The 24541-nt window shown below is 62.4% G+C and carries 23 protein-coding genes and 1 pseudogene; 11 read left to right on the plus strand and 13 right to left on the minus strand.

Going from position 1 to position 24541, the window contains the following annotated elements:
* Positions 1-176: 176 nt before the first annotated feature.
* From GYA94_RS21080 to dadA, 6 genes are all read right to left on the minus strand, one after another.
* Positions 177-2033 carry an acetyl-CoA hydrolase/transferase C-terminal domain-containing protein gene (locus GYA94_RS21080; RefSeq protein ID WP_110679405.1) on the minus strand — a complete coding sequence of 619 codons (1857 nt, stop codon included), beginning with the start codon at positions 2031-2033 and terminating at the stop codon, positions 177-179.
* Between the two features lie 150 nt (positions 2034-2183).
* The gene (locus tag GYA94_RS21085) at positions 2184-3032 is read right to left on the minus strand and encodes an RHS repeat-associated core domain-containing protein (protein WP_110679406.1); all 849 of its coding nucleotides are present in this window, start codon (positions 3030-3032) and stop codon (positions 2184-2186) included.
* Positions 3033-3228: 196 nt separating this feature from the next.
* Positions 3229-3633: a c-type cytochrome gene (locus GYA94_RS21090; RefSeq protein WP_033690433.1), complete on the minus strand. Its 405-nt coding sequence runs from the start codon at positions 3631-3633 to the stop codon at positions 3229-3231.
* A 154-nt stretch (positions 3634-3787) separates the two neighbouring features.
* Entirely contained in the window at positions 3788-4336 is a 549-nt protein-coding gene (locus GYA94_RS21095; protein ID WP_161893040.1) for a cupin domain-containing protein, read from the minus strand.
* Between the two features lie 109 nt (positions 4337-4445).
* On the minus strand, positions 4446-5519 hold the full coding sequence (gene alr / locus GYA94_RS21100; RefSeq protein WP_161893041.1) for an alanine racemase: 1074 nt from the start codon (positions 5517-5519) through the stop codon (positions 4446-4448).
* 298 nt (positions 5520-5817) lie between these two features.
* Positions 5818-7122 carry a D-amino acid dehydrogenase gene (dadA, locus tag GYA94_RS21105; protein ID WP_110679410.1) on the minus strand — a complete coding sequence of 435 codons (1305 nt, stop codon included), beginning with the start codon at positions 7120-7122 and terminating at the stop codon, positions 5818-5820.
* Positions 7123-7278: 156 nt separating this feature from the next.
* Between dadA and dadR the strand changes: the two genes are divergently transcribed.
* A complete protein-coding gene (gene dadR / locus GYA94_RS21110) occupies positions 7279-7767 on the plus strand; it encodes a transcriptional regulator DadR (RefSeq protein ID WP_003258963.1) in 489 nt (162 codons plus the stop codon).
* A 2-nt stretch (positions 7768-7769) separates the two neighbouring features.
* On the opposite strand, the gene GYA94_RS21115 is transcribed toward dadR, so the two are convergent.
* Entirely contained in the window at positions 7770-8123 is a 354-nt protein-coding gene (locus GYA94_RS21115; protein WP_161893042.1) for a YkgJ family cysteine cluster protein, read from the minus strand.
* 129 nt (positions 8124-8252) lie between these two features.
* Between GYA94_RS21115 and GYA94_RS21120 the strand changes: the two genes are divergently transcribed.
* Both GYA94_RS21120 and GYA94_RS21125 read left to right on the plus strand, forming a co-directional pair.
* Complete coding sequence (locus GYA94_RS21120; RefSeq protein ID WP_110679411.1) at positions 8253-9233, plus strand: RHS repeat-associated core domain-containing protein; 981 nt, start codon at positions 8253-8255, stop codon at positions 9231-9233.
* Between the two features lie 78 nt (positions 9234-9311).
* The gene (locus GYA94_RS21125; RefSeq protein ID WP_110679412.1) at positions 9312-10604 is read left to right on the plus strand and encodes an NAD(P)/FAD-dependent oxidoreductase; all 1293 of its coding nucleotides are present in this window, start codon (positions 9312-9314) and stop codon (positions 10602-10604) included.
* 247 nt (positions 10605-10851) lie between these two features.
* Here the strand turns inward: GYA94_RS21125 and GYA94_RS21130 are convergent, their stop codons facing one another.
* Positions 10852-11082, minus strand: a complete 231-nt coding sequence (locus GYA94_RS21130) for a DUF1127 domain-containing protein (RefSeq protein WP_029885735.1) — start codon at positions 11080-11082, stop codon at positions 10852-10854.
* Between the two features lie 179 nt (positions 11083-11261).
* Between GYA94_RS21130 and GYA94_RS21135 the strand changes: the two genes are divergently transcribed.
* On the plus strand, positions 11262-12692 hold the full coding sequence (locus GYA94_RS21135) for an aminotransferase-like domain-containing protein (RefSeq protein ID WP_161893043.1): 1431 nt from the start codon (positions 11262-11264) through the stop codon (positions 12690-12692).
* A gap of 60 nt (positions 12693-12752) precedes the next feature.
* Positions 12753-14306, plus strand: a complete 1554-nt coding sequence (locus tag GYA94_RS21140; RefSeq protein ID WP_161893044.1) for a phospholipase D family protein — start codon at positions 12753-12755, stop codon at positions 14304-14306.
* A gap of 37 nt (positions 14307-14343) precedes the next feature.
* Here the strand turns inward: GYA94_RS21140 and GYA94_RS21145 are convergent, their stop codons facing one another.
* Both GYA94_RS21145 and GYA94_RS21150 read right to left on the minus strand, forming a co-directional pair.
* Entirely contained in the window at positions 14344-15483 is a 1140-nt protein-coding gene (locus tag GYA94_RS21145) for an MFS transporter (protein WP_009682919.1), read from the minus strand.
* A 144-nt stretch (positions 15484-15627) separates the two neighbouring features.
* Positions 15628-17121: an aldehyde dehydrogenase gene (locus GYA94_RS21150; protein ID WP_054881325.1), complete on the minus strand. Its 1494-nt coding sequence runs from the start codon at positions 17119-17121 to the stop codon at positions 15628-15630.
* Between the two features lie 196 nt (positions 17122-17317).
* On the opposite strand from GYA94_RS21150, the gene GYA94_RS21155 reads away from it, so the two are divergent.
* Positions 17318-17677, plus strand: a complete 360-nt coding sequence (locus tag GYA94_RS21155) for a cupin domain-containing protein (RefSeq protein WP_009682916.1) — start codon at positions 17318-17320, stop codon at positions 17675-17677.
* A gap of 82 nt (positions 17678-17759) precedes the next feature.
* A complete protein-coding gene (locus GYA94_RS21160; RefSeq protein WP_009682915.1) occupies positions 17760-17963 on the plus strand; it encodes a hypothetical protein in 204 nt (67 codons plus the stop codon).
* Between the two features lie 67 nt (positions 17964-18030).
* Here GYA94_RS21160 and rpmG read toward each other — a convergent pair whose 3' ends face one another.
* Both rpmG and rpmB read right to left on the minus strand, forming a co-directional pair.
* Positions 18031-18186, minus strand: coding sequence for a 50S ribosomal protein L33 (gene rpmG, locus GYA94_RS21165; RefSeq protein WP_003253507.1), 156 nt, complete (start codon positions 18184-18186; stop codon positions 18031-18033).
* 11 nt (positions 18187-18197) lie between these two features.
* On the minus strand, positions 18198-18434 hold the full coding sequence (gene rpmB, locus GYA94_RS21170; protein WP_003253504.1) for a 50S ribosomal protein L28: 237 nt from the start codon (positions 18432-18434) through the stop codon (positions 18198-18200).
* Positions 18435-18795: 361 nt separating this feature from the next.
* Between rpmB and GYA94_RS21175 the strand changes: the two genes are divergently transcribed.
* Positions 18796-20400, plus strand: a complete 1605-nt coding sequence (locus tag GYA94_RS21175) for an ABC transporter substrate-binding protein (RefSeq protein WP_161893045.1) — start codon at positions 18796-18798, stop codon at positions 20398-20400.
* A 121-nt stretch (positions 20401-20521) separates the two neighbouring features.
* Here GYA94_RS21175 and radC read toward each other — a convergent pair whose 3' ends face one another.
* Entirely contained in the window at positions 20522-21202 is a 681-nt protein-coding gene (gene radC, locus GYA94_RS21180; RefSeq protein WP_029885730.1) for a RadC family protein, read from the minus strand.
* Positions 21203-21331: 129 nt separating this feature from the next.
* Between radC and coaBC the strand changes: the two genes are divergently transcribed.
* From coaBC to GYA94_RS21195, 3 genes and pseudogenes are all read left to right on the plus strand, one after another.
* Complete coding sequence (gene coaBC, locus GYA94_RS21185) at positions 21332-22543, plus strand: bifunctional phosphopantothenoylcysteine decarboxylase/phosphopantothenate--cysteine ligase CoaBC (RefSeq protein WP_161893046.1); 1212 nt, start codon at positions 21332-21334, stop codon at positions 22541-22543.
* 5 nt (positions 22544-22548) lie between these two features.
* A complete protein-coding gene (gene dut, locus GYA94_RS21190) occupies positions 22549-23004 on the plus strand; it encodes a dUTP diphosphatase (protein WP_029885729.1) in 456 nt (151 codons plus the stop codon).
* A 138-nt stretch (positions 23005-23142) separates the two neighbouring features.
* Positions 23143-24516 (plus strand): annotated as a pseudogene (locus tag GYA94_RS21195) (phosphomannomutase/phosphoglucomutase); the annotation flags it as partial.
* Positions 24517-24541 lie beyond the last annotated feature (25 nt).

Here is a 24541-nt window from a genome sequence, read left to right on the forward strand (position 1 = left end):
CAATAATTGGCCCGAAAGAAACGTAGCGACGAGCGGCGCCGCGCGCATGCGCCGCGCGGGCGGCGCTCGCTCTAACAGGCGCTGCATACCTTGTGGCAAACACCTGTCAGCCCTAAGCCGATCCCTGTGGGAGCTGGCTTGCCGGCGATGGGCTGCAAAGCAGCCCCGGCAATTCATCAGGTAGCCGCCAACCCCGCCAGCAACAGCCGCTGATAAAGTTCTTCCTTCAACCCCTGCGGAGCATCCAGCCCCATCCGCTCCAGATGCTGCTCATACCCCTCCGGCCCCGGCGCATCCAGCGCGGCCTTGCCCAGCTCCAGCACCTCGCTCAACTTGAACTTGCTCTTCAACCAGTTCAGCGCCCGCAACAGGTCCTGCTCTTCGGCAGTGAAGTCCGTACCCAGCGGATACTCGGGGAACAACCGTGCATGCTGCGCCCTTACCGCCTCAAGGCGTTGCGGGGTGTTGTCGGCAAAGCGCGCGTCCAGCTCAAAGCCCTTGTGCAGCTTGCCGGCACTCTTGGCCTGCTCGATCAGCCCCTGCTGGAACCGTGAATCGCTTACCGCCAGCAACCGTGCAATCACTTCGCTGTCGGTCTGCCCACGCAGGTCGGCGATGCCGTATTCGGTCACCACGATATCGCGCAGGTGTCGGGGGATGGTGCAGTGGCCGTACGCCCAGAAAATGTTCGACGTCACCTCGCCGCCCGCCTCACGCCAACTGCGCAACAGCAGGATCGAGCGCCCACCCTCCAGCGCATGGCCTTGGGCAACGAAGTTGTATTGCCCACCGACACCACTGAGCACTCGGCCATCTTCCAGCTGGTCGGCCACCCCGGCACCCAGCAGGGTCATGCCGAATGCGGTGTTGATGAAGCGCGCATCGCGGCGCTGGCGGCGCTTGAGTTCCTCTTGCCCGTAGAGTTCGTTGATGAAGCTGATACGGGTCATGACGAACTGTGCACGCTGCTCCAGCGGCATCTCGCGCAAGCGCTGATAGAACGCCTGCGGGCCAAGGAAGAAGCCACCGTGCAACAACGCGCCCTGCTCATCCGCCGGGCGTCGCAACAAGCCTGCCTCGGCCAGCACCAGCAGGCCGTTGACGAACATCTCACTGCAGCCGTAGAGGCCTTGAGCGAAGGTATCCAGCCCCCCTTCCCGTTCGATCAGCGCCTGCCAGGGGCCGACATCGAGTGCATCAAGCACCGCGCGGTAGCCGGCGTTGTCGCCCTGGCGCGCCAGCAATGCCGCGGCGACCGCATCGCCCATGGCACCAATACCGATCTGCAGCGTGCCGCCGTCGCGCACCAGGCTGCTGGCATGCAGGCCAATGCAGTGGTCCTGAATGCCGACCGGCATGTTCGGTGTGGAAAACAGCCGGCGTTGTTCGGCCTCGTCGAGCAACAGGTCGAACGCGTCGATCGGCAGCTCGGCATCGCCAGGCATGTAAGGCAGCTCGGCGTGCACCTGCCCCAGCATGAGGATGGTTTCACCGGCAGCGCGGCGTTTGGCGACCATGGGCAGCAGGTCGAGGGTGATGTCGGGGTTGCAGGCCAGGCTCAGGTGCACGGGCTTTTCGGGCGTGGCAGCCACCAGTTGGGCGATCAGGTTCAGGCCCTTGGCGTTGATATCCCGCGCGGCGTGGCTGTAATTGCTGCTGACGTAGTCCTGCTGCGCCGATTCGCTGTGCAGCAAGCTGCCCGGCTGCATGAAGAACTGCTCGACGCGGATGTTGGCGGGCAATGTGTCGTTGCGCAGGTCGTTGAGGTAGGTGAGTTCTTCGTAGTCGGCGAACACGCGCTCGACGAAAGGCTCCAGAAAGCGCCGCTGCAACCCGTCGCCCAGTGCCGGCCGGCCCAGGGACAGGGCGGTGTAGATGGTCAGCCGCCGTTCGGGCAGTTCGCGCACGCGGGCGTAGAGGGCGTTGACGAAGGCGTTGGGCTTGCCCAGGCCCAGCGGCAGGCCCATGTGGATATGGGCTGGCAGCCGGGACAAGACCTGCTCGACAGCCTGGTCGATGGAGCAGAGGTGCATCTGGGCCTCCTGAAACATCCATGGGTTCAGGAGTTGGACATGGATTCTGAAGGTTGGTTGCCGGGCCTTTATCGGCTAGGCACCACCTCACAAACGTCGCATTTCCATGCAGCACAGAGGTCTCAGGGTCCGATTGGCCAAACTTGCTAGTCAGAATGTGTCGCCGTTGAGTTGATGGAGAAGCCTAAGCGGCATTCTAACTTCTGACCGCACAATAATATTGCTGAACGTAGGCGGCCTAATCAGCAGAATGTCAGGACTCGGACGATCAAATTGCACGCCCACTCTCCACCGCTCAACTCCTCTTCCGTACACCGCAAAAATCCGTCCATCCTTTCCAGCATACTTGTTAGCGTGCCTATAATTTGTCGATGCATAGAGCCCTTTGCCTAAAAGATCGCGCTTCAAAAGGCTTGCATTCACCCCAGCCTCCAACGACTGCTTATGCTTATTCTGGCTACCATGAAAGCCAATCAAATCATAATCATCTGGCACTCTGTCAGTTTTATTGACAACGTTGATTCTGTATTCATCTGGTATATTGCGGTAACTAATGAAATGCGCTTCGGTCTCCGCTGATGCGAGCTGGTTTACAATGGGAGGCAAGTTCAGTTTTTTGGGGCTGAGACGTCTGTAGAGTTTAACGAAAGACCTAGCAACCGAATTTTCACCACTGGGATCATGTCGGTTTATGGGATCTCCAAGGCAGTACGCGTACGAATTCAATCCGCCAGTTGCGAAGGGACTCATCCTGTCCGGGCTAATGAACCGCATCAATGATGTGCTGAATGATCGATGGCCATTGCCCAGTGGATAGTGACCGGAAGCAGGATCCAGGCGGTCACCATTGAAGCCGAGCAGACTCGGGGTGGTCGTTTGGTAGCCGTAAGGCGTATACCCCAGACCTTGATGAGAGCTGCCGGTAATCAGCCTTGCCGATTGCCTTAGACTGGCGGTGTTTTGTTCCGAACAGTTTCCGCCCTCTGGAACCGAATCCATTGCTCCATACTCACCACCTTAAGATGCTCCAGTATTCGGCGGAAAATCCGTAGATACAACTGGTAGAAAAGCTAGTTGTACAGAATCTGTCTCAATGTCGTCACGGCGTTGATTGGTTGCCGCGAGCGGGCCGGTAAAGACGCCACAAAAACAAAGCCCGCCATCAATGGCGGGCCTGGTGAAATACAGCTGCAGCTCACAGCCCGGACATCTTCTTGATCGCCCCTTTCAGGTCGTCGTCCGAGCAGTCCGCGCATGTACCTTTCGGTGGCATGGCGTTGATGCCGGTAATGGCCTTGGCCAGGATGCCATCCAGGCCGCCCTGGTGGTCGGCTCGCTCCTTCCAGGCCGCGGTATCACCCACCTTGGGCGCGCCGAGCAGGCCGCTGCCATGGCAGGCATTGCAGTGCTTGGCAATGATCTCGTCCGGGGTCTTGGCACCACCGCCACCCGCGGTCGCCGCCACTTCCATGCCTTTGCACTCCTGGCCCTGCACACAGACCTGGCCAACGGGTTCCAGGCGCTTAGCAATGTCGTCATTGGTCGCAGCGGTTGCGCTCATTGCCCAGAGGGCGAATACGGCTGCTGGTACGGCCAGCATCTTCTTGATTTGGTTCACGCGAACACCCTCATGGTGGCTAATCACGCCCGCGGCCACGAAACAGCGAGCGCTGAAAAGTATAGCGGCAACCTGAAGGCGGTGAAACGACCCTACACGGGAAAGGGGTATTGCCGAATCAATGCACTGCGCTGGATCAAAAGTTTGAGGGCGTAGCGGCACTGATCAGCCGTGCAGGCTGGTCGAACGGGTTGCGAAAGCGGTGCGGGCGGGTGCTATCGAAGTAGTAGCTGTCGCCTTCCTCGAGGATGAAGACCTCGTTGCCGACCACCAGCTCAAGGCGGCCTTCGAGCAGAATGCCGGTTTCCTCACCGTCATGGGTCAGCATTTCGGCACCGGTGTCGGCGCCCGGCGGGTAGACCTCGGTCAGGAAGGCAATGGCGCGGTTGGGGTGCGACTTGCCGACCAGCTTCATGGTTACCGCACCGTCCGAGATATCGATCAGCTCGTGGGCTTTGTAGACGATTTGCGCAGGGCTCTGCGCCTCCAGTTCGACCGAAAAGAATTCGACCATGGACATGGGAATGCCGCTCAGCACCTTGCGCAACGAGCTGATGGAGGGGCTTACGCTGTTCTTCTCGATCATCGAGATGGTGCTGTTGGTCACCCCAGCGCGCTTGGCGAGTTCGCGCTGGGACAGGCCCTTGAGCTTGCGGATGGCTTGCAGTCGTTCGCCGACGTCCAAAGCTGGAGCCTCCTGAAACGGTAGAAAGGGGGGGTGGATGTGAACGATATCATGGCAATGCCGTTCAGTATTTACAACACACCGCCCTCAACCTGTCCGCATCAGCGTGTCATTCGCCGACGTAGTCCAGGGGGACCCGTTTCAGGTTGCAGAAGATCTGGTAAGGAATGGTGCCAGCCTGTGCCGCCACTTCACTGGCCAGTACCTGCTTGCCCCACAGTTCGACCGGGCTACCCACCGTGGCGTCGGGCACATCGGTGAGGTCGATGCTGAGCATGTCCATCGACACCCGGCCGATCAACGGGGCGCGCTTGCCAGCAACCAGCACCGGCGTGCCATTGGGCGCCTGGCGCGGGTAGCCATCGGCGTACCCCATGGCCACCACGCCAACACGGGTCGGCCGCGGGCTGACGAACTTGGCACCGTAGCCCACCGGTTGGCCGGCGGGCAACTCACGCACGCTGATCACCCGCGATTGCAGGGTCATCACCGGCTGCAGGCGCACAGCTTCGGCCTGGGCCACCTCGAAGGGCGTGGCGCCATACAGCATGAGGCCTGGGCGCACCCAGTCGCTGGGCGCTTGCGGCCAGCCCAGCACGCCGGGGGAGTTGCGCAGGCTGCACTCGGCGGCAAGGCCCTGGCGTGCAGCTTCGAACACGGCGATCTGCTGCGCGGTGGCTTCAGCATCCAGTTCGTCGGCACGGGCGAAGTGGCTCATCAGTACAATCCGCGCGACCTTGCCACTGGCCAGCAGGCGCTGGTAGGCCTCGTGGTAATCCTTGGGGTGCAAGCCCACCCGGTGCATGCCGCTGTCCAGCTTCAGCCAGACACTTAGCGGCTTGCGCAGTTGCGCCTTCTCGATCGCCTCCAGTTGCCACAGCGAGTGCACCACGCACCACAGATCGTGCTCGGCGATCATTGCCAGCTCGCTGGCTTCGAAAAAGCCTTCCAGCAGCAGCACCGGGGCCTTGATACCGGCACCGCGCAGTTCCAGCGCCTCTTCGATACAGGCCACGGCAAAGCCATCGGCTTCGGCCTCCAGGGCCAGGGCACAGCGCACGGCGCCGTGGCCGTAGGCATCGGCCTTGATCACGGCCAGGGCTTTGGCACCGGTCAGTTCACGGGCCAGACGGTAGTTGTGGCGCAGGGCCTGGAGGTCGATCAGGGCGCGGGCGGGACGCATGGCGGCTGCCTTATGGTGGTTCAATTAGAAATCGGTGTTGGATTCATCGCCGGCAAGCCAGCTCCCACAGGACTCTCACAGGGCCTGAGAACTGTGGAGATCCTGTGGGAGGCATCGGCCTGGAGGTCGATCAGAGCGCGGGCGGGTCGCATGGCGGGTGCCTTAAGGTGGTTCGGGTTGAAATCGGTGTTGGATTCATCGCCGGCAAGCCAGCTCCCACAGGACTCTCACAGGGCCTGAGAACTGCGGAGGTCCTGTGGGAGCTGGCTTGCCGGCGATGAGGCCGGTACAGACGACCTTACTGCTGGTGAGCCGGCGCAGCATGCCCGTGCTTGGCCACTTCCCGGCTGTTGCCATACCGGGAAATGTCCAGGCCCTCGGCGCTGATCTGCGGCTTCTTGCGCGCGATCAGGTCTGCCAGCAGGCGCCCGGAGCCGCACGCCATGGTCCAGCCCAGGGTGCCGTGACCGGTATTGAGGAACAGGTTGCGGAACGCCGTGGCACCGACAATCGGTGTACCGTCCGGGGTGGCCGGACGCAGACCGGTCCAGAAACTAGCCTGGCTCAGATCACCGCCGCGAGGATAAAGGTCGTTGACGATCATCTCCAGTGTTTCACGCCGACGCGGGTTGAGCGACAGGTCAAAACCGGCAATCTCAGCCATGCCGCCAACGCGGATACGGTTGTCGAAACGGGTGATCGCAACCTTGTAGGTCTCGTCGAGAATGGTCGAGGTCGGCGCCATGTCGCCATTGGTGATCGGCACTGTCAGCGAGTAGCCCTTCAGCGGATAGACCGGGGCTTTGATCCCCAGCGGCTTGAGCATGTGTGGCGAATAGCTGCCCAGCGCCAGCACATAACGGTCGGCGGTTTCCAGCTTGCCGTCGATCCACACGCCATTGATGCGGTCGCCGGCGAAGTCCAGGCGCTGGATGTCCCGGCCGAAGCGGAACTCCACGCCCAGCTTCAGCGCCATGTCGGCCAGCTTGGTGGTGAACAGCTGGCAGTCGCCGGTCTGGTCGTTGGGCAGGCGCAGGGCGCCAGCGAGAATGTCTTTCACACCGGCCAGGGCCGGCTCGACGCGGGCAATGCCATCGCGGTCCAGCAATTCGTACGGTACGCCAGACTGCTCAAGCACGGCGATATCCTTGGCCGCAGCATCGACCTGGGCCTGGGTACGGAACAGCTGGGTGGTGCCCAGGCTGCGGTTTTCGTAATTGATGCCGGTTTCGGCGCGCAGCTCGTCGAGGCAGTCACGGCTGTACTCGGACAGGCGCACCATGCGCTCCTTGTTCACCGCATAACGGCTGGCGGTGCAGTTGCGCAGCATCTGGGCCATCCACAGGTACTGGTCAACGTCTCCGGTGAGCTTGATTGCCAAGGGTGCATGGCGCTCCATAAGCCATTTGATGGCCTTCAGCGGCACACCCGGGGCGGCCCAGGGCGAGGCATAGCCGGGCGAGATCTGGCCGGCGTTGGCGAAGCTGGTTTCCATGGCCACCGCCGGCTGGCGGTCGACCACCGTCACTTCGAAACCTTGCCGGGCCAGGTAGTAGGCACTGGCGGTTCCAATCACACCGCTACCAAGTACCAGAACTCGCATCGTTGTATCCCTCACACGCGGCACGCCGCAGACTTTTATGGAAATGGCATGGATGGGCGCAGTATAGAAATTCGAGGGCAGTGCAATTCACTATATAAAAGCCTATTATTGGCGAGAATTCTCGGCATAATCGCCTTTCACGGAGGGGCATCCCCTATGAGAACCCAGCACCAGAGCAAGCGTGAACTGGACAAGATCGACCGCAACATTCTGCGTATCCTGCAGAATGACGGGCGTATTTCCTTCACCGAACTGGGCGAGAAAGTCGGGCTGTCCACCACCCCTTGCACCGAGCGGGTTCGCCGCCTTGAGCGCGAGGGCATCATCATGGGCTACAACGCCCGCCTGAACCCCCAGCACCTCAAGGGTAGCCTGCTGGTGTTCGTGGAAATCAGCCTGGACTACAAGTCGGGTGACACCTTCGAAGAGTTCCGCCGCGCGGTGCTGAAGCTGCCGCACGTGCTGGAATGCCACCTGGTTTCCGGTGACTTCGACTACCTGGTGAAAGCGCGCATTTCCGAGATGGCCTCGTACCGCAAGCTGCTCGGCGACATCCTGCTGAAGCTGCCGCACGTGCGCGAGTCGAAGAGCTACATCGTGATGGAAGAGGTGAAGGAGAGCCTCTGCCTGCCGATTCCGGACTGACGCTAGACCAACACCTGGCGGGTGCTGGCGATGAACTGGTGAACGAGCTGCTCGGCGCCAGGGTCGATCATCGGCTCAGGGCCCCGGCCACGGGGGCAGGCCATGCGCGGGGTGGTGCCGAACAAGCGGCAGATCATCGGCCGTTCTTCATACACCATGCAGCCATTGGGGCCCAGGTGCACACAGTCCAGGCGCGCCAGGGCGGCATCCTGCTCGGCCTGGGACTTGCGCGGCAGGCGGGCCATTTCTTCGGCCGAAGTGGTGACCGGGCCGCAGCAGTCGTGGCAGCCGGGTTCGCACTCGAAGGCAGGGATGAGTTCGCGCAGGAAGTGGATCTTGTGGCGGTTGCAGGACATGGCTGAATATTTGCGTAACGCTTGTGCTGGATGGAAGCAGTGGACCTGCTAATTTTGGCAGTTGTGGGTAAGCCTAATCATTCTACAAACTGACGAGACATCCCCCTTCAGCTAAGCGAGCCCCATCTGATGAAGAACCACATTCTGTTCTTTTACAGCGGACTCAAGCTTACCGTGCTGAAAAGCTCTCGGGAAACACAACGCATCTTCCGGGCATCAGATTTCTCCCTCGCCGAAATTAAGCCCACAGTCACCAATCTGCAAGCTGTTGATCATCGGAAAACACCTTTGATGGGAAACTCGGATGGTGTGGGTCGACCATTCAGCTTTACTCCTTTTGGCCATATCTTCGCTAACTGCTCAACAAACATTGGCTTCACCGGGGAACGTTTGGATCTTGCCAGTGGATGCTATCCGCTCGGCGCCGGTCGCCGCAGCTATAGCCCTGTGTTGATGCGCTTCCTTAGCGGTGACTCACAGAGCCCGTTCTTCAAAGGTGGGACCAATGCTTATGCCTATTGTTTGAACGACCCCATCAACTACACCGACCCGTCGGGGTGCACTGGAGAGTTCATGAACCGGATCAGGTCAAAAGTCCTGCGCCGCCGCCATCACCGGACACCGGCTACTCCGCCTCCCTACTCACCAACCCCTCCCGGCGTGCCAGCTCAACCGCTTGGGGCCGCAAACAATGAACAAGCTCCTCCTTCCTACTTTGGCTGGGGGGAAGCTCCCCCCCTGTACGATCAAAATGCGCCGCCCATCAACAGCAACAATCGATCACGGCCATACAGCAGTACACCGCAGCCAAGGGAGTCGGTTCTGGAACTGCGTGAAGGCCAACTGATAATGGTCAACTCACTCGCCGAGATTACTCAGGCAAAGTCGCTAGCCAATGACCCAGCGCTTTCAGCGACTATCCGCCTCAATGCGTCAAACACGCTGATACGCATGAGTCTTAACAAACTGCCCACACAAACCGACAGCGGAATACTTTCCGCAATCCGCACCGCTCATCAGCTATACGACATTCGTGGTGCCGGCACTATGGATGCGCCTGAGCCAACGCAGGCCTTTGCCTTGCCGGTTGAGAGCACCAGACGCCCCTGAATGGGCCGTTTGGTTGCCCCCTTCTTGATCCCGAGCTTATCCTCCATTTTTGGCCGATAACAACTCAGGACCTACCCAATGATCCACAGCGCGCAGCACGCAGCCTCCTATTACGCCGCCAGCAGCGCGCCACACCCCGACCACGCCTACCTGCAAGGCGAACACAACGCTGACGTGTGCATCATCGGCGGCGGCTACTCGGGCCTGAACACCGCCATCGAGCTGGCCGAGCGTGGCTTCTCGGTCATCCTGCTGGAAGCGCGCAAACTCGGCTGGGGCGCCAGTGGGCGCAACGGCGGCCAGCTGATTCGCGGGGTCGGCCATGGTCTGGAGCAGTTTCTGCCGGTGATTGGCGAGGACGGCGTGCGCAGCATGAAGCTGATGGGCCTGGAGGCCGTGCAGATTGTGCGCGAGCGGGTCGAGCGGCATGCCATTGCCTGCGACCTGACCTGGGGCTACTGCGACCTGGCCAACAAACCCGCCGAGCTGCTGGGCTTTGCCGAAGACGCCGAAGAGCTGCGTAGCCTCGGCTACCCACACGAGCTGCGCCTGGTCGGCAAGGACGATATCCACAGCGTGGTCGGCGCCGACTGCTATGTGGGTGGGCTGATCGACATGGGCTCCGGGCACCTGCACCCGCTCAACCTGGCCCTGGGCGAAGCGGCCGTGGCCGCGCGCCTGGGGGTGAAGCTGTTCGAGCAGTCCGAAGTTACCCGCATCGACTACGGCACATCAGTGCAAGTGCATACCGCCCAAGGCCGGGTGCGCGCCAAGACCCTGGTGCTGTGCTGCAACGCCTACCACAACAACCTCAACCGCGAACTGGGCGGCAAGGTGCTGCCAGCGGGCAGCTACATCATCGCCACCGAGCCGCTGGGCGAGGAACGCGCCCGCAGGCTGCTGCCGCAGAACATGGCAGTGTGCGACCAACGGGTAGCCCTGGATTACTATCGCCTGTCAGCCGACAACCGGCTGCTGTTCGGCGGTGCCTGCCACTACTCGGGCCGAGACCCGAAGGACATCGCCGCCTACATGCGGCCGAAGATGCTCAAGGTGTTCCCCGAGTTGGCCAACGTACGCATCGATTACCAGTGGGGTGGCATGATCGGCATCGGCGCCAACCGCCTGCCGCAGGTCGGCCGGCTGGGCAGCCAGCCGAACGTGTATTACGCCCAGGCCTACTCGGGCCATGGGCTCAACGCCACCCACCTGGCCGCGCGCCTGCTGGGCGAAGCCATCAGCGGCCAGGAAAGCGGGCGCTTCGACCTTTTCAACAAGGTGCCGCACATCACCTTCCCTGGCGGCCAGCACCTGCGCTCGCCACTGCTGGCGCTGGGGATGCTGTGGCATCGCCTCAAAGAGCTGGCCTGAAAGGCCCCATCCTGGTGGCAGCAACTGTCTTGCTTAAAATCTAAAGCTGACTAGCCCCCCTGTGGGAGCGGGCGTGCCCGCCAAGCCAACCCCGTGGTGGATGGCACGGGCTTCGCCCGTGTTCGCGGGCAAGCCCGCTGCCACAGGGATCGCGCCAGCTTTTTGAAATTGAGCAAGACAGTTGCTCCCACAGGTTCGGTGCAAGTTTCAAGTCTGGGGCACAACAGGCCCTCCAGCGACCATCGTGTCAGTCCTTCCAGAAGGGTTTGCGGCCTTCGAGCCGCGCCTGCTCCCAGCTCAGCCCAACATCGCGCAGCTCGGCATCGGTCAACTGCAACAGCGCCCTGCGGGTACGCCAGCGGTGCAGCATCAGGCCCCAGCGCCCCAACCCCTGCGGCGCGTTGAACACCTTGGCCTGCTGCTCGGTTTCCAGTTCCTTGGCCAACAGCTGCAAGCGCACATCGCTCATGCCCCCCATCACCGCACCCTCCCCGTTCAGTCGATACCGTAGGGAAAGCATGCGCGAGGGCGATACCGGCAATACAGATCCAAAACAGCCTTATTATTCCCATACAGCATTGGCTGGCGGCCGACTGAATGCTGTATTTTCCAGGCAACTGTACCGGTCGCTGCCTGCAGGTAGCCCAGGAGTATGCCTTGACCCTTTACCTCAACCTCGCCGAACTGCTCGGTGCCCGCATCGAGCAGGGCCTGTATCGCCCAGGCCAGCGCCTGCCGTCGGTACGCGCCCTGAGCGTGGAGCACGGGGTCAGCCTGAGCACCGTGCAGCAGGCCTACCGCATGCTCGAAGACAGCGGCATGGTCTCGCCCAGGCCCAAGTCCGGCTATTTCGTCAGCGACCACCGCCAGCTGCCAGCGCTGCCTGCAGTCAGCCGCCCGGCCCAGCGCCCTGTGGACATCTCGCAATGGGAACAGGTACTCGAGCTGGTGCGCAGCACCCCGCACAAGGACGTGGTGCAACTCGGCCGCGGCATGCCCGATATCGACAGCCCAACCCTCAAGCCTTTGCTGCGCAGCCTCGCCCAGTTGAGCCGGCGCCAGGACATGCCGGGGCTGTATTACGACAATATCCATGGCAACCTGGCGCTGCGCGAGCAGGTAGCGCGGCTGATGCTCGATTCCGGCTGCCGCCTGGGCCCGGCCGACCTGGTGATCACCACAGGCTGCCATGAAGCGCTGTCATGCAGCATTCGCGCGGTTTGCGAGCCAGGCGACATCGTTGCAGTCGACTCGCCCAGCTTCCACGGCGCCATGCAAACCCTCAAGGGCCTGGGCATGAAAGCGCTGGAGATCCCCACCGACCCGGTCACCGGCATCAGCCTGGAAGCGCTGGAGCTGGCCCTGGAGCAGTGGCCGATCAAGCTCATTCAGATCACCCCCAGCTGTAACAACCCACTCGGCTACATCATGCCCGAGGCGCGCAAGAAGGCCTTGCTCAGCCTGGCCCAGCGCTACGACGTGGCGATCCTGGAAGACGATGTGTACGGCGACCTGGCCTACACCTACCCGCGCCCGCGCACCCTCAAGTCATTCGACGACGATGGCCGCGTGTTGCTCTGCAGTTCGTTCTCCAAAACCCTGGCCCCCGGCCTGCGGGTGGGCTGGGTGGCACCTGGGCGCTATCTGGAACGGGTGCTGCACATGAAATACATCAGTACCGGCAGCAGCGCCAGCCAGCCGCAACTGGCAATTGCCGACTTCATCGCCGGCGGGCACTACCAGCCCCACATGCGGCGCATGCGCAGCCAGTACCAGCGTGGCCGTGACCTGATGAGCGATTGGGTAACGCGCTACTTCCCGGCGGGTACCCGGGTCAGCCGGCCGCAGGGCGGCTTCATGCTGTGGGTGGAATTCCCCGAACATTTCGACACGCTGCGGCTGAACCGCGCTTTACTGGAGCAAGGTGTTCAGGTGGCGGTGGGCAGTATCTTCTCGGCCTCGGGCAAGTTCCGCCACTGCCTGCGCATGAACTTCGCCGCGCGGCCAACGCCGCAGATCGAGGCTGCCGTGCGCAAGGTAGGTGAAACCGCCCTTCGTCTACTGGATGAAGAAAGCGCCGACGCGTAACTTTGCGCCGCCCGCCACTGTCCAACCTCCACAGCCCTTGCCGCACAGGACGATCCACCCTTGAGACCTCAGCGCGCCTTGTCTTTGTTGCTGATGCTGTTGCTCGGCCTTGCCGGCTGTGCCAGCGTCAGTACCCCACGCGAAACCAGCCAGGCCCTGCCCGCCAACGACTCCGCGTTCGGCCGCTCGGTGCTGCGCCAGGCGGCACCGTATGGCGGGCAGTCCGGCTTTCGCCTGCTGCCCAACAGCAACGAGGCATTTCGCGCCCGCGCCGAATTGATCCGCAACGCCCAAGCCAGTATCGACCTGCAGTACTACATCGTGCACGACGGCCTCAGCACCCGCGCCCTGGTGCACGAACTGCTGCGTGCCGCCGACCGCGGCGTGCGCGTACGCATTCTGCTCGACGACACCACCAGCGACGGCCTGGACACCATCATGGGCACCCTCGCTGCTCACCCGAATATCCAGATCCGCGTGTTCAACCCACTGCACCTGGGCCGCAGCACCGGGGTGACGCGCGCCTTCGGCCGGCTGTTCAACCTGTCGCGCCAGCACCGCCGCATGCACAACAAGCTGTTCCTGGTGGACAACAGCATGGCTATCGTCGGCGGCCGTAACCTCGGCGACGAGTATTTCGATGCCGAGCCCAACCTCAACTTCACCGACATCGACCTGCTGAGCGTCGGCCCTATCGCCGAGCAACTGGGGCACAGTTTCGACCAGTACTGGAACAGCGCGCTCAGCCGACCTATCAGCGATTTTCTGTGGCATGCGCCGGATGCCGACGACCTGCGTGCCAGTCGTCATCGCCTGGAAGTCTCGCTGGCTGAAGCCAGGACCCAGCGCAAGGCCTTGTACGATCGGTTGATGGCCTACCAGTCGCAGCCGCGCCTGGATGTGTGGCGCAACGAGCTGATCTGGGCCCATGCCCAGGCGCTGTGGGATGCCCCAAGCAAGGTACTGGCCGATGACGAGCCGGACGCGCAGTTGCTGCTGAGCCACCAGTTGGCGCCTGACCTGGCCAACGTGCACAGCGAACTGATGCTGACATCGGCTTATTTCGTGCCGGGCGAGCCAGGGCTGCTGTACTTGACCGGCCGTGCCGACGCAGGTGTCTCGGTAAAGCTGCTGACCAACTCATTGGAAGCCACCGATGTGCCGGCCGTGCACGGTGGCTACGCCCCCTATCGCCGAGCCTTGCTCGAACATGGGGTACAGCTTTATGAGCTGCGCCGCCAGCCGGGCGACCCCAGCGCGGGGCGCTTGAGTTTCCGCGGTAGCTCGGACTCCAGCCTGCACACCAAGGCGATCGTGTTCGACCGGCGCAAGACTTTCATCGGTTCATTCAACTTCGACCCGCGTTCGGTCCTGTGGAATACCGAAGTGGGGGTGCTGGTGGACAGCCCGGAACTGGCCGAATACACCCGCGAGCTGAGCCAGCAGGGTATGGCGCCGGCGCTGAGCTATCAGGTGAAACTGCAGGGGGGCAAACTGGTGTGGGCGACTGAGGACAATGGACAGCAGCATGTGCTGACCTCCGAGCCGGGCGGGATGTGGCGCAGGTTCAATGCCTGGGTCAGCAAGGCGGTTGGCCTGGAGAAAATGTTGTAGCGGCGATTTTGGGGCTGCTTTGCAGCCCCGAAAACGCTCAGGCAGACACAGCCTCAAAAGCCCCGCGCCTCTGGGTCAACACCACCAGCCCCGCAGCCCCTGCAGCCATCAGCAACAGCAACGCATGCCCGCTGACCCACTGGCTGCCTGCCCCGGCCAACAATGGCCCCAGCAGGCAGCCAATGCCCCACAACTGCGCCACGTGAGCATTGGCCCGCACCAGTTCATCGTCGCGGTAGCGCTCACCGATCAGCACCAGCGACAAGGTGAAAAGGCCGCCGGCACTGGCCCCGAACAGTACCCACAGCGGCCATATCACCGGCGTGTGCAGCAACAGCGGGATCGCCAGGCTGGAGACCAGCAGCGTTACCGCACAGCCGGTGAACAACGCACGGCGCGACATATGATCGGCCAGCGCGCCGATGGGCAACTGCAGCACAGCATCGCCGACCACCACGGTACTGACCATGAACAAGGCGATTTCAGTGGTGAAACCTTGCTGCAGGCAGTACACCGGCAGCAACGTCAGGATCATTGCCTCGAACGAGGCAAACAGGGCGATGGCCCAGGCAATCACGGGCAAGCGACGGCAGAACCTGAACAGGTCGCCGAAGCCGACACTGCAGGCTTCGGTGCTCGGTGCACCGCCGCGCCCCAACAGTACCAGCGGCGCGAGCAGCAGCAGGCCGGTGGCGGCCCAGAAACCAAAATCGTCAGCCGAACCGAGTACGCCCAGCACCAGCGGCCCGGCCAGCTGGCTCAAGGCGTAGCTGCTACCGTACAGCGCCACCAGGCGGCCGCGCCATTGCTCGACCACCAGCTGGTTGATCCAGCTCTCACCCAGGATAAACACCACGGTCAAGGACATGCCGATCATCAGCCGCAACAGCAACCACAGCGGGTAGCTGGGCAATAGCGCGACCAGGCCGATGGACAACGCACCGCCCCACAGGCAGATGCGCATGGCCGCAGGTAAGCCGACCCAGCCGGCCAGGCGGCTGGCCAGGCTGGCACCCGCCAGTACCCCCAGCGCAGGCATCGCGGCCATCACGCCGATGGCGAAACTGCCATAGCCCCAGGCTTCCAGACGCAGAGATACCAGGGGCATGCTCACGCCCAGCGCCAGGCCGACACTGAGCACTGATGCCAGTACGGCGAAGTAGGTCCCCCAACGCATTGCTGCCTCCCGGGCCAAGAATTTTCCATGGCCCATTCGCGGGTAAACCCGCTCCCACAGGTACACCACCACCCTTGAAAGCGGTGCAGTACCTGTAGGAGCGGGTTTACCCGCGAATGGGCCGCAAAGCGGCCCCTCCTGGAATTACAGCTTGATCCAGGTCGCCTTCAACTCGGTGTATTTCTCCAGCGCATGCAGCGACTTGTCACGGCCGTTGCCCGATTGCTTGAAGCCACCGAACGGTGCGGTCATGTCGCCGCCGTCGTACTGGTTGACCCACACGCTGCCGGCGCGCACGGCCCGCGCAGTCTTGTGCGCCTTGGAAATGTCCGCCGTCCAGATACCGGCCGCCAGGCCGTACGGGGTGTCGTTGGCGATGGCGATGGCTTCTTCGGCGGTGTCGAAGGCAATCACCGACAGCACCGGCCCGAAGATTTCTTCCTGGGCGATGCGCATGGCATTGGTCACGCCATCGAAGATGGTCGGCTCCACATAGGTGCCACCGGTTTCCTCCAGGGTGCGCTTGCCGCCGGTCAGCAGCTTGGCGCCATCCTTATGGCCGGCCTCGATGTACGACAGAACGGTATTCATTTGCTGGGTATCGACCAACGCACCCACGGTGGTCTCTGGGTCGAGTGGGTTACCGGGCTTCCAGCCTTTCAGGGCCTCGACCACCATGGGCAGGAACTTGTCCTTGATCGAGCGCTCGACCAGCAGGCGCGAACCGGCGGTGCACACTTCGCCCTGGTTGAAGGCGATGGCACTGGCGGCAGCCGCAGCGGCCGCTTGCAGGTCCGGTGCATCAGCGAAGACGATGTTCGGGCTTTTGCCGCCAGCCTCCAGCCAGATTCGTTTCATGTTCGATTCGCCCGCATAGACCATCAGTTGCTTGGCGATCTTGGTCGAGCCGGTGAACACCAGCGTGTCGACATCCATGTGCAGGGCCAACGCCTTGCCCACGGTGTGGCCGTAGCCTGGCAGCACGTTCAGTACACCCGCCGGGATGCCGGCCTCGATCGCCAGTTGCGCGATACGAATGGCGGTCAGCGGCGATTTTTCCGAAGGCTTGAGCACTACCGAGTTACCGGTGGCCAGTGCCGGGCCGAGTTTCCAGCAGGCCATCAGCAGCGGGAAGTTCCACGGTACGATGGCACCGACCACGCCGACTGGCTCACGGGTAACCAGGCCAAGCTGGTCGTGTGGGGTGGGCGCGACCTCGTCGTAAACCTTGTCGATGGCTTCGGCGGTCCAGTGAATGGCCTGGGCTGCACCGGGGATGTCGATGCTGGAGGAGTCACCGATCGGCTTGCCCATATCCAGGGTTTCCAGCAGCGCCAGCTCTTCGACGTTCTTGCGCAGCAGGTCGGCGAAACGGATCAGCGTGGCTTTGCGCTTGGCCGGGGCCAACTGCGACCAGACGCCAGCGTTGAAGGTGGCACGCGCGTTTTCCACGGCACGGTTGGCATCGGCCAGGTCGCAGCTGGCAACCTTGGCCAGGAAGCGTCCGTCGACCGGGCTCAGGCACTCGAAGGTTTCACCGGATACGGCATCGGTGTATTCGCCGTTGATGAAGGCACGGCCTTCGATCTTCAGTTGCTGGGCGCGTTGTTCCCAGTCCGCACGGGTCAGGGTGGTCATACGAAACTCCTCCTCTTGTTTAGGTGCAACGCCGCACTGAGGACTCACAGGCGTTGTCAGAATTCTGGCCGGGCGACGAGCGCACACTGGCAACCGATACCCTAAACCAGCCACTGTAAACTATCAATATATTTGACACGGAAGGCCCAAAAGCCTACTGATGTTAATTTTATTTAACAAGAACAGGAGCCGCACCATGAACATCGCCAGCATCATCGACTTCGCCCAAGTGCTCACTGAAGCCGAACGGTACCGCCCTGCGGCTGAAAAAATCCTCAAGGGTGAGCCAGACCAGGCGGTCTACAACCATTACTCCAGCCCATGCGGGCAGTTTGCCGCAGGCGTTTGGGAGGGTGAGGTCGGCCAGTGGAAAGTGAACTACACCGAGCATGAATACTGCGAGATCGTTCAGGGCGTTTCGGTACTGCGCGACGACAACGGCGGTGCCAAGACCCTGCGCGCCGGCGACCGGTTCGTAATCCCGGCCGGGTTCACGGGCACCTGGGAAGTGCTTGAGCCGTGCCGCAAGATCTACGTCATGTTCGAGCAGAAGTAATTATGTAGCGCAGCTGGCCAGGCGGCATGCGCGAGGATGGCCCTGCCCACAACGGGCCATTCACCTCAACAGGAAGATCACCATGACCAACGATGACGTCAAACAAGCCCTCGCCCACCTGGTCGGCGCCCCTTACGTGCCAGAGCTCAAAGACACCATCTGCGCCATTACCGGTCGCTCCCGCGTGGTCGGCCCCACCGACATGTGCACCCGCGAGTTCGACCCTACCCGCATCCAGATCAGGACCGACGCCAACCAGGTGATTCAGGGCTTCGAATTCAACTGACCTTGCAGCAGGCATAAAAAAACCCGCGTCCTTACGGATGCGGGTTTTTTTTCAGGTCGCCGATCAATTACTTGATCTTGGCTTCCTTGTACACCACGTGCTTGCGAACAACCGGATCATATTTCTTGATCTCGATTTTGTCCGGGGTGGTGCGCTTGTTCTTGTCGGTGGTGTAGAAGTGGCCGGTACCGGCACTCGAAACCAGACGGATCAATTCACGCATGATGCTCTCCCTTAAACCTTGGCGCCAGCTTTACGGATGTCAACCAGAACGGCGTCGATGCCGCGCTTGTCGATGATACGCATGCCTTTGGCGGAAACGCGCAGACGCACGAAGCGCTTCTCGGATTCAACCCAGAAACGGTGGTGCTGCAGGTTCGGCAGGAAACGACGACGGGTTTTGTTGTTTGCGTGGGAAATGTTGTTCCCGGTTACTGGACCCTTACCAGTAACTTGACAGACTCTCGACATGACTCAGCCCTCTAAAACCACATGCCCAACCCGGCATGGGTTGGCCGCTTAATCTCTCAGTCTTTGGCGCCTGGGCGCCGTGATTCTGGAGGCCTTATCGACCGGATCCGCTTATGCGACAGGCCGAGCCCCTAGAAAAGAGCGCTGCTTTATACCAGAAAGACCTGGCTGCAACAATAGTTGATGCACATTGGCGCAAGCCCGATTCAGCCGGGGCAGCATACCTTCAGGCCCCGCCAGCCGTCGACCGCTCGTCGCCACATTTGTAAAAAAGGATGTGGTCATTTCCCGACAGGCACACTAGGGTAGGCTTTTTCCAGACTGCACTGGCAGATGGGCCACTGACAGCCAAGGAGCCACCATGCGTGCCGCCGCCCTTTCCTTATTGTTCAACTCCCTGTTCACCGCCACCCTGTTCGCGGGTGGCATCGCCCAGGCCGCGCCCCTGAGCGTTTGCAGCGAGGCCAGCCCCGAAGGCTTCGACGTGGTGCAGTACAACTCGCTGACCACCACCAATGCCACCGCCGACGTGCTGATGAACCGCCTGGTGGAGTTCGATGCGGCACAGGGCAAAGTGGTGCCGAGTCTGGCGGCCAGCTGGACGGTCTCGGCCGACGGGCTGGTGTACGACTTCACCCTGCGCGACGGTGTGAAGTTCCATACCACCCCGTACTTCAAGCCCACCCGCGAATTGAATGCCGATGACGTGCTGTTCAGCTTCCAGCGCATGCTCTACCCAGCCCATGCCTGGCACAAGACTGCACCCGGCGGCTACCCGCACGCCCAGTCGCTGCAACTGGGTAGCCTGATCAAGGCGATCGACGCCCCGGCCCCGAACACCGTGCGCTTCACCCTCAGCCACCCAGACGCCACGTTCCTGGCCACCCTGAGCATGGGCTTCGCGTCCATCTACTCTGCCGAATATGCCGACAAGCTGCTCAAGGCCGGCACGCCAGAGAAGCTCAACAGCCAGCCGATCGGCACCGGGCCGTTCACCTTCCAGCGCTTCCAGAAGGACGCTGTGGTGCGCTACCGCGCCAACCCGGACTACTTCGGCGGCAAGCCGGCAGTGGACCCGTTGATCTTCGCCATCACCACCGATGCCAACGTGCGCCTGCAGAAGCTCAAGCGCGGCGAATGCCAGGTCGCCTTGTCGCCCAAACCGCTGGATATTGCCGAAGCGGCCAAGGACGGCAAGCTCAAGGTGGCCAGTACGCCCGCGTTCATGACCGCCTTTGTCGCCATCAACAGCCAGCACCCGCCACTGGACAAGCCGGAAGTCCGCCAGGCGATCAACCTGGCCTTCGACAAGCAGGCTTACCTCAAGGCCGTGTTCGAAGACTCTGCGGTGGCGGCCAACGGCCCCTACCCGCCCAATACCTGGAGCTACGCCAAGGACTTGCCCGGCTACCCTCTGGACTTGAAAAAGGCCAAGGCCCTGCTGGCCAAGGCCGGCCTGGCGGAGGGCTTCAGCACCACTATCTGGACGCGGCCATCGGGCAGCCTGCTCAACCCCAACCCAAGCCTTGGCGCGCAAATGCTGCAGGCCGACCTGGCCAAGGTCGGCATCAAGGCCGAGATCCGTGTGATCGAATGGGGTGAGCTGATCCGCCGCGCCAAGGCCGGCGAGCATGACCTGCTGTTCATGGGCTGGGCCGGTGACAACGGCGACCCGGATAACTTCCTCAGCCCGCAGTTCTCCTGTGCGGCAGTGGAGTCGGGTACCAACTTCGCACGGTTCTGCGACAGCCGCCTGGACCAGCTGATCAGTGCCGGGCGCACCACCAACGACCAGAGCGTGCGTAGCCGGCTGTACCAGCAGGCGCAAACCCTGATTCAGCAGCAGGCACTGTGGGTGCCGTTGGCGCACCCGACAGCGGCGACCCTGCTGCGCCAGGAAGTCGAGGGGTACCAGGTCAGCCCGTTCGGGCGGCTGGATTTCAGCAAGGTGTCGGTGGCCAGGTAGACCTGCACCGGGCTCTTCGCGGGCACGCCCGCTCCCACAGGGACATCACCGCCTTCAAGGCCGGCGAATATCCTGTGGGAGCGGGCTTGCCCGCGAAGAGGCCAGCACACAACTAAACGGCCTAAGCCACGATCCACCCCTGCTCAACCATCGACAACGGCTCCCCGTCGCCAATGATGATGTGATCCAGCACCCGCACGTCGATCAATGCCAGCCCGCGTTTAAGCGACAAGGTCAGGTGCACATCGTCCTGGCTAGGCTCACTGTTGCCTGAAGGGTGGTTATGGCACAGGATCAACGCCGCCGCGTTGTGCAGCAATGCCCGCCGCACCACCTCCCGCGGGTAGACGCTGGCCCGGTCGATGGTGCCCCTGAACAGAATCTCGAACGCCAGCGGCCTGTGCTTGGTGTCCAGAAACAGGCAACCGAACACCTCGCTGGGCTCATGGCGCAGCATGGCCTTCAGGTAACGCCGCACCGCCTCGGGCCCTTCGAGCACCGCTGCGCGCGCGATGTGCTCATCCAGGTAACGCCGGCCGATTTCCAGCAGCGCTTGCAACTGTGCGTATTTCACAGCGCCTATGCCCGGCTCGCGCAGCACCGCCGCGCGCTCGGCCTCAAGAAACTGCCGCAGCCCACCAAAACGCACCAGCAGCCCGCGTGCAAGGTCCAGTACATTGCGCCCGGCCACGCCCGAACCGAGCAACACGGCCAGCAACTCGGCGTCCGACAGCACCGCCGCACCCCGTTGCAACAGCTTCTCCCTTGGCCGATCTTCAGCCGGCCACTCCCTGATATTCATCCCTGCCTCTCTGCCCATGCTGCGGCCCATTTCGGCCCTGTGTTAATCTATTTCGCCTCGTACATGCGACGTTCTGCCGCAGGCATTTGCAAACGTCGCCGCCCGCTCTCACTGGAAAAAGGCAAGCCTATGCAGCGGCTGTATCGCAAGCGCATCGTTCTCGGCGTGGGGGGCGGCATTGCCGCCTACAAAAGCGCCGAGCTGATTCGCCGTCTCCTGGAGCACGGCGCGCAGGTGCGCGTCGTCATGACCCGTGGGGGTGCCGAATTCATCACCCCGCTGACCCTGCAGGCGCTGTCGGGCCACCCGGTGCACATGGACCTGCTGGACCCGGCTGCCGAAGCGGCCATGGGCCACATCGAACTGGCCAAGTGGGCCGACCTGGTCTTGATCGCCCCGGCCACCGCCGACCTGATGGCGCGCATGGCCCAGGGCATGGCCGATGACCTGCTGACCACCCTGGTACTGGCCACCGACGCCACCGTGGCGGTGGCCCCGGCCATGAATCAGGCCATGTGGCGCGACCCGGCGACCCAGGCCAACCTCGACCTGCTCAAAAGCCGTGGCATCCAGGTATTCGGCCCGGCCTCCGGCAGCCAGGCCTGTGGTGACGTGGGCCTGGGGCGCATGCTCGAGGCCACCGAGCTAGCCTGGTGCGCGGCAGAAAGCTTCAAGCGCCAGGCCCTGACCGGCAAGCATGTGCTGATCACCGCCGGGCCGACCCAGGAAAACATCGACCCGGTGCGCTACATCACCAATCATAGCTCCGGCAAGATGGGTTTCGCCCTCGCCGAGGCGGCAGCTGAAGCGGGGGCTCGGGTGACCCTCGTGACCGGCCCGGTGCACCTGCCAACCCCGGACCGGGTCAGCCGTATCGACGTGGTCAGCGCACGGGACATGCTCACGGCCTGCGAGGCGGCCATGCCGTGCGACCTGTTCATTGCCTCGGCAGCCGTTGCGGACTACCGCCCGGAAGTCGTTGCCACACAAAAACTGAAGAAAGATCCTACGACCGGCGACGGCATGCTGCTGCAGATGGTGCGCAATCCCGATATCCTTGCCACCATCGCCGGCCGCGCCGACCGCCCGTTCAGCGTCGGCTTTGCCGCCGAAACCGAGCACCTGCTCGATTACGCCACGCGCAAGCTCAAGGACAAGAACCTCGACCTGATCGTCGCCAACGATGTGGCCAACCCCAGCATTGGCTTCAACAGCGAAGAAAATGCCTTGACCGTGATCGACCGCCAACAGCACCAAACCCTCTTCGCGCAGACCAGCAAGGGCAAGATCGCCCGGCAACTGGTCGCCTTCATCGCCGAACGGCTCAACCAGGTTCAATAAGTTACATGCACGCTCTTCAAGCCAAGATCCTCGACCCACGCCTGGGCAGCGAATTTCCGCTGCCAACCTACGCCACCCCCGGCTCCGCTGGCCTCGACCTGCGCGCCCTGCTCCAGCAAGACACCGTCCTCGAACCAGGCCAGACCCTGCTGATTCCTACCGGCTTGTCGATCTACATCGGCGACCCGGGCCTGGCCGCCGTCATCCTGCCGCGTTCGGGCCTGGGCCATAAGCACGGCATCGTGCTGGGCAACCTGGTCGGGCTGATCGATTCGGACTACCAGGGCGAGCTGATGGTGTCGTGCTGGAACCGCGGCACCACCCCTTTCACCATCGCCGTGGGCGAGCGTATCGCCCAGCTGGTGCTGGTGCCGGTCGTGCAGGCGCATTTCGATATCGTCGAGGCCTTCGATGAAAGCCAGCGCGGCGCTGGCGGCTTCGGTCACTCCGGCAGCCACTGAGCCGAAACACGACCGTTCAGGCCAAGGATGGCGAACTCTCTGGTGAAACCACCGTCCAAGCGTTCAATTTGCGCCTGCCCAGAAAGCCTTTGACTAATGGAGCTTCCAGAGATGAACGACATGGCCCACCTGGTCCCTGCCACATTGCCAGACAGCATTTTCCGCGCGTATGACATTCGCGGCGTGGTCGGCAAGACCTTGCACGCCGAAACCGCCTACTGGATTGGCCGCGCCATCGGTGCGCAAAGCCTGGCCCAGGGCGAACCGCAAGTCTCGGTAGGCCGCGATGGCCGCCTGTCCGGGCCAATGCTGGTGGAGCAACTGATCAAGGGCCTGGTCGATGCCGGTTGCCAGGTCAGCGACGTCGGCCTGGTGCCAACCCCGGCCCTGTACTACGCGGCCAACGTATTGGCCGGCAAGTCGGGCGTGATGCTGACCGGTAGCCACAACCCGTCCGACTACAACGGCTTCAAGATCGTCATCGCCGGCGACACCCTGGCCAATGAACAGATCCAGGCCTTGCTGACCCGCCTGAAAACCAACGACCTTACCCTGGCTGCAGGGCGTGTGGAAAAAGTCGAGATCCTCGACCGCTACTTCCAGCAGATCGTCGGCGACGTGAAGCTGGCCAGGAAGCTCAAGGTCGTGGTGGACTGCGGCAATGGCGCCGCCGGTGTGATTGCCCCCCAGTTGATCGAAGCCCTGGGCTGTGAGGTGATCCCGCTGTTCTGCGAGGTGGACGGGAACTTCCCGAACCACCACCCGGACCCAGGCAAGCCGGAAAACCTTGAAGACCTGATCGCCAAGGTCAAGCAGACCGGCGCCGACATCGGCCTGGCCTTCGATGGTGACGGCGACCGCGTCGGCGTCGTGACCAACACCGGCAGCATCGTCTACCCCGACCGCCTGCTGATGCTGTTCGCCCAGGACGTACTGGCACGCAACCCGGGCGCCGAGATCATCTTCGACGTCAAGTGCACCCGGCGCCTGACCCCGCTGATCGAACAACACGGTGGCCGGGCGCTGATGTGGAAAACCGGCCATTCGTTGATCAAGAAGAAGATGAAACAGACCGGTTCGCTGCTGGCGGGCGAGATGAGTGGTCACATCTTCATCAAGGAACGCTGGTACGGTTTCGACGACGGTATCTACAGTGCCGCGCGCCTGCTGGAGATCCTCAGCAAGGCCGAACAGAGCGCCGAAAACCTGTTTGCCGCCTTCCCGAACGATATTTCCACGCCGGAAATCAATATTGATGTGACCGACGAGGGTAAATTCAGCATCATTGATGCACTGCAACGCGACGCCGACTGGGGCGAAGCCAACCTGACCACCATCGACGGTGTGCGGGTCGACTATGCCCATGGCTGGGGCCTGGTTCGCGCCTCCAACACCACACCGGTGCTGGTACTGCGCTTCGAGGCCGACAGTGACGCCGAATTGCAACGTATCAAGGATGTTTTCCGTACCCAGTTGCGGCGGGTTGATCCTGAGCTGCAACTGCCGTTCTGACCGATTATCTGTTCCTCACAGGAGC

This window comes from Pseudomonas juntendi (assembly GCF_009932375.1).
GTDB lineage: Bacteria > Pseudomonadota > Gammaproteobacteria > Pseudomonadales > Pseudomonadaceae > Aquipseudomonas > Aquipseudomonas juntendi.

Excerpts from the sequence above, each read along its gene's own strand:
- GYA94_RS21080 (WP_110679405.1), bottom strand. The coding sequence starts at position 2,033 with ATGCACCTCTGCTCCATCGACCAGGCTGTCGAGCAGGTCTTGTCCCGG.
- GYA94_RS21085 (WP_110679406.1), bottom strand. The coding sequence starts at position 3,032 with ATGGATTCGGTTCCAGAGGGCGGAAACTGTTCGGAACAAAACACCGCC.
- GYA94_RS21090 (WP_033690433.1), bottom strand. The coding sequence starts at position 3,633 with ATGCTGGCCGTACCAGCAGCCGTATTCGCCCTCTGGGCAATGAGCGCA.
- alr (WP_161893041.1), bottom strand. The coding sequence starts at position 5,519 with ATGCGTCCCGCCCGCGCCCTGATCGACCTCCAGGCCCTGCGCCACAAC.
- dadA (WP_110679410.1), bottom strand. The coding sequence starts at position 7,122 with ATGCGAGTTCTGGTACTTGGTAGCGGTGTGATTGGAACCGCCAGTGCC.
- dadR (WP_003258963.1), top strand. The coding sequence starts at position 7,279 with ATGAGAACCCAGCACCAGAGCAAGCGTGAACTGGACAAGATCGACCGC.
- GYA94_RS21115 (WP_161893042.1), bottom strand. The coding sequence starts at position 8,123 with ATGTCCTGCAACCGCCACAAGATCCACTTCCTGCGCGAACTCATCCCT.
- GYA94_RS21120 (WP_110679411.1), top strand. The coding sequence starts at position 8,253 with ATGAAGAACCACATTCTGTTCTTTTACAGCGGACTCAAGCTTACCGTG.
- GYA94_RS21125 (WP_110679412.1), top strand. The coding sequence starts at position 9,312 with ATGATCCACAGCGCGCAGCACGCAGCCTCCTATTACGCCGCCAGCAGC.
- GYA94_RS21130 (WP_029885735.1), bottom strand. The coding sequence starts at position 11,082 with ATGGGGGGCATGAGCGATGTGCGCTTGCAGCTGTTGGCCAAGGAACTG.
- GYA94_RS21145 (WP_009682919.1), bottom strand. The coding sequence starts at position 15,483 with ATGCGTTGGGGGACCTACTTCGCCGTACTGGCATCAGTGCTCAGTGTC.
- GYA94_RS21150 (WP_054881325.1), bottom strand. The coding sequence starts at position 17,121 with ATGACCACCCTGACCCGTGCGGACTGGGAACAACGCGCCCAGCAACTG.
- GYA94_RS21155 (WP_009682916.1), top strand. The coding sequence starts at position 17,318 with ATGAACATCGCCAGCATCATCGACTTCGCCCAAGTGCTCACTGAAGCC.
- GYA94_RS21160 (WP_009682915.1), top strand. The coding sequence starts at position 17,760 with ATGACCAACGATGACGTCAAACAAGCCCTCGCCCACCTGGTCGGCGCC.
- rpmG (WP_003253507.1), bottom strand. The coding sequence starts at position 18,186 with ATGCGTGAATTGATCCGTCTGGTTTCGAGTGCCGGTACCGGCCACTTC.
- rpmB (WP_003253504.1), bottom strand. The coding sequence starts at position 18,434 with ATGTCGAGAGTCTGTCAAGTTACTGGTAAGGGTCCAGTAACCGGGAAC.
- GYA94_RS21175 (WP_161893045.1), top strand. The coding sequence starts at position 18,796 with ATGCGTGCCGCCGCCCTTTCCTTATTGTTCAACTCCCTGTTCACCGCC.
- radC (WP_029885730.1), bottom strand. The coding sequence starts at position 21,202 with ATGAATATCAGGGAGTGGCCGGCTGAAGATCGGCCAAGGGAGAAGCTG.
- coaBC (WP_161893046.1), top strand. The coding sequence starts at position 21,332 with ATGCAGCGGCTGTATCGCAAGCGCATCGTTCTCGGCGTGGGGGGCGGC.
- dut (WP_029885729.1), top strand. The coding sequence starts at position 22,549 with ATGCACGCTCTTCAAGCCAAGATCCTCGACCCACGCCTGGGCAGCGAA.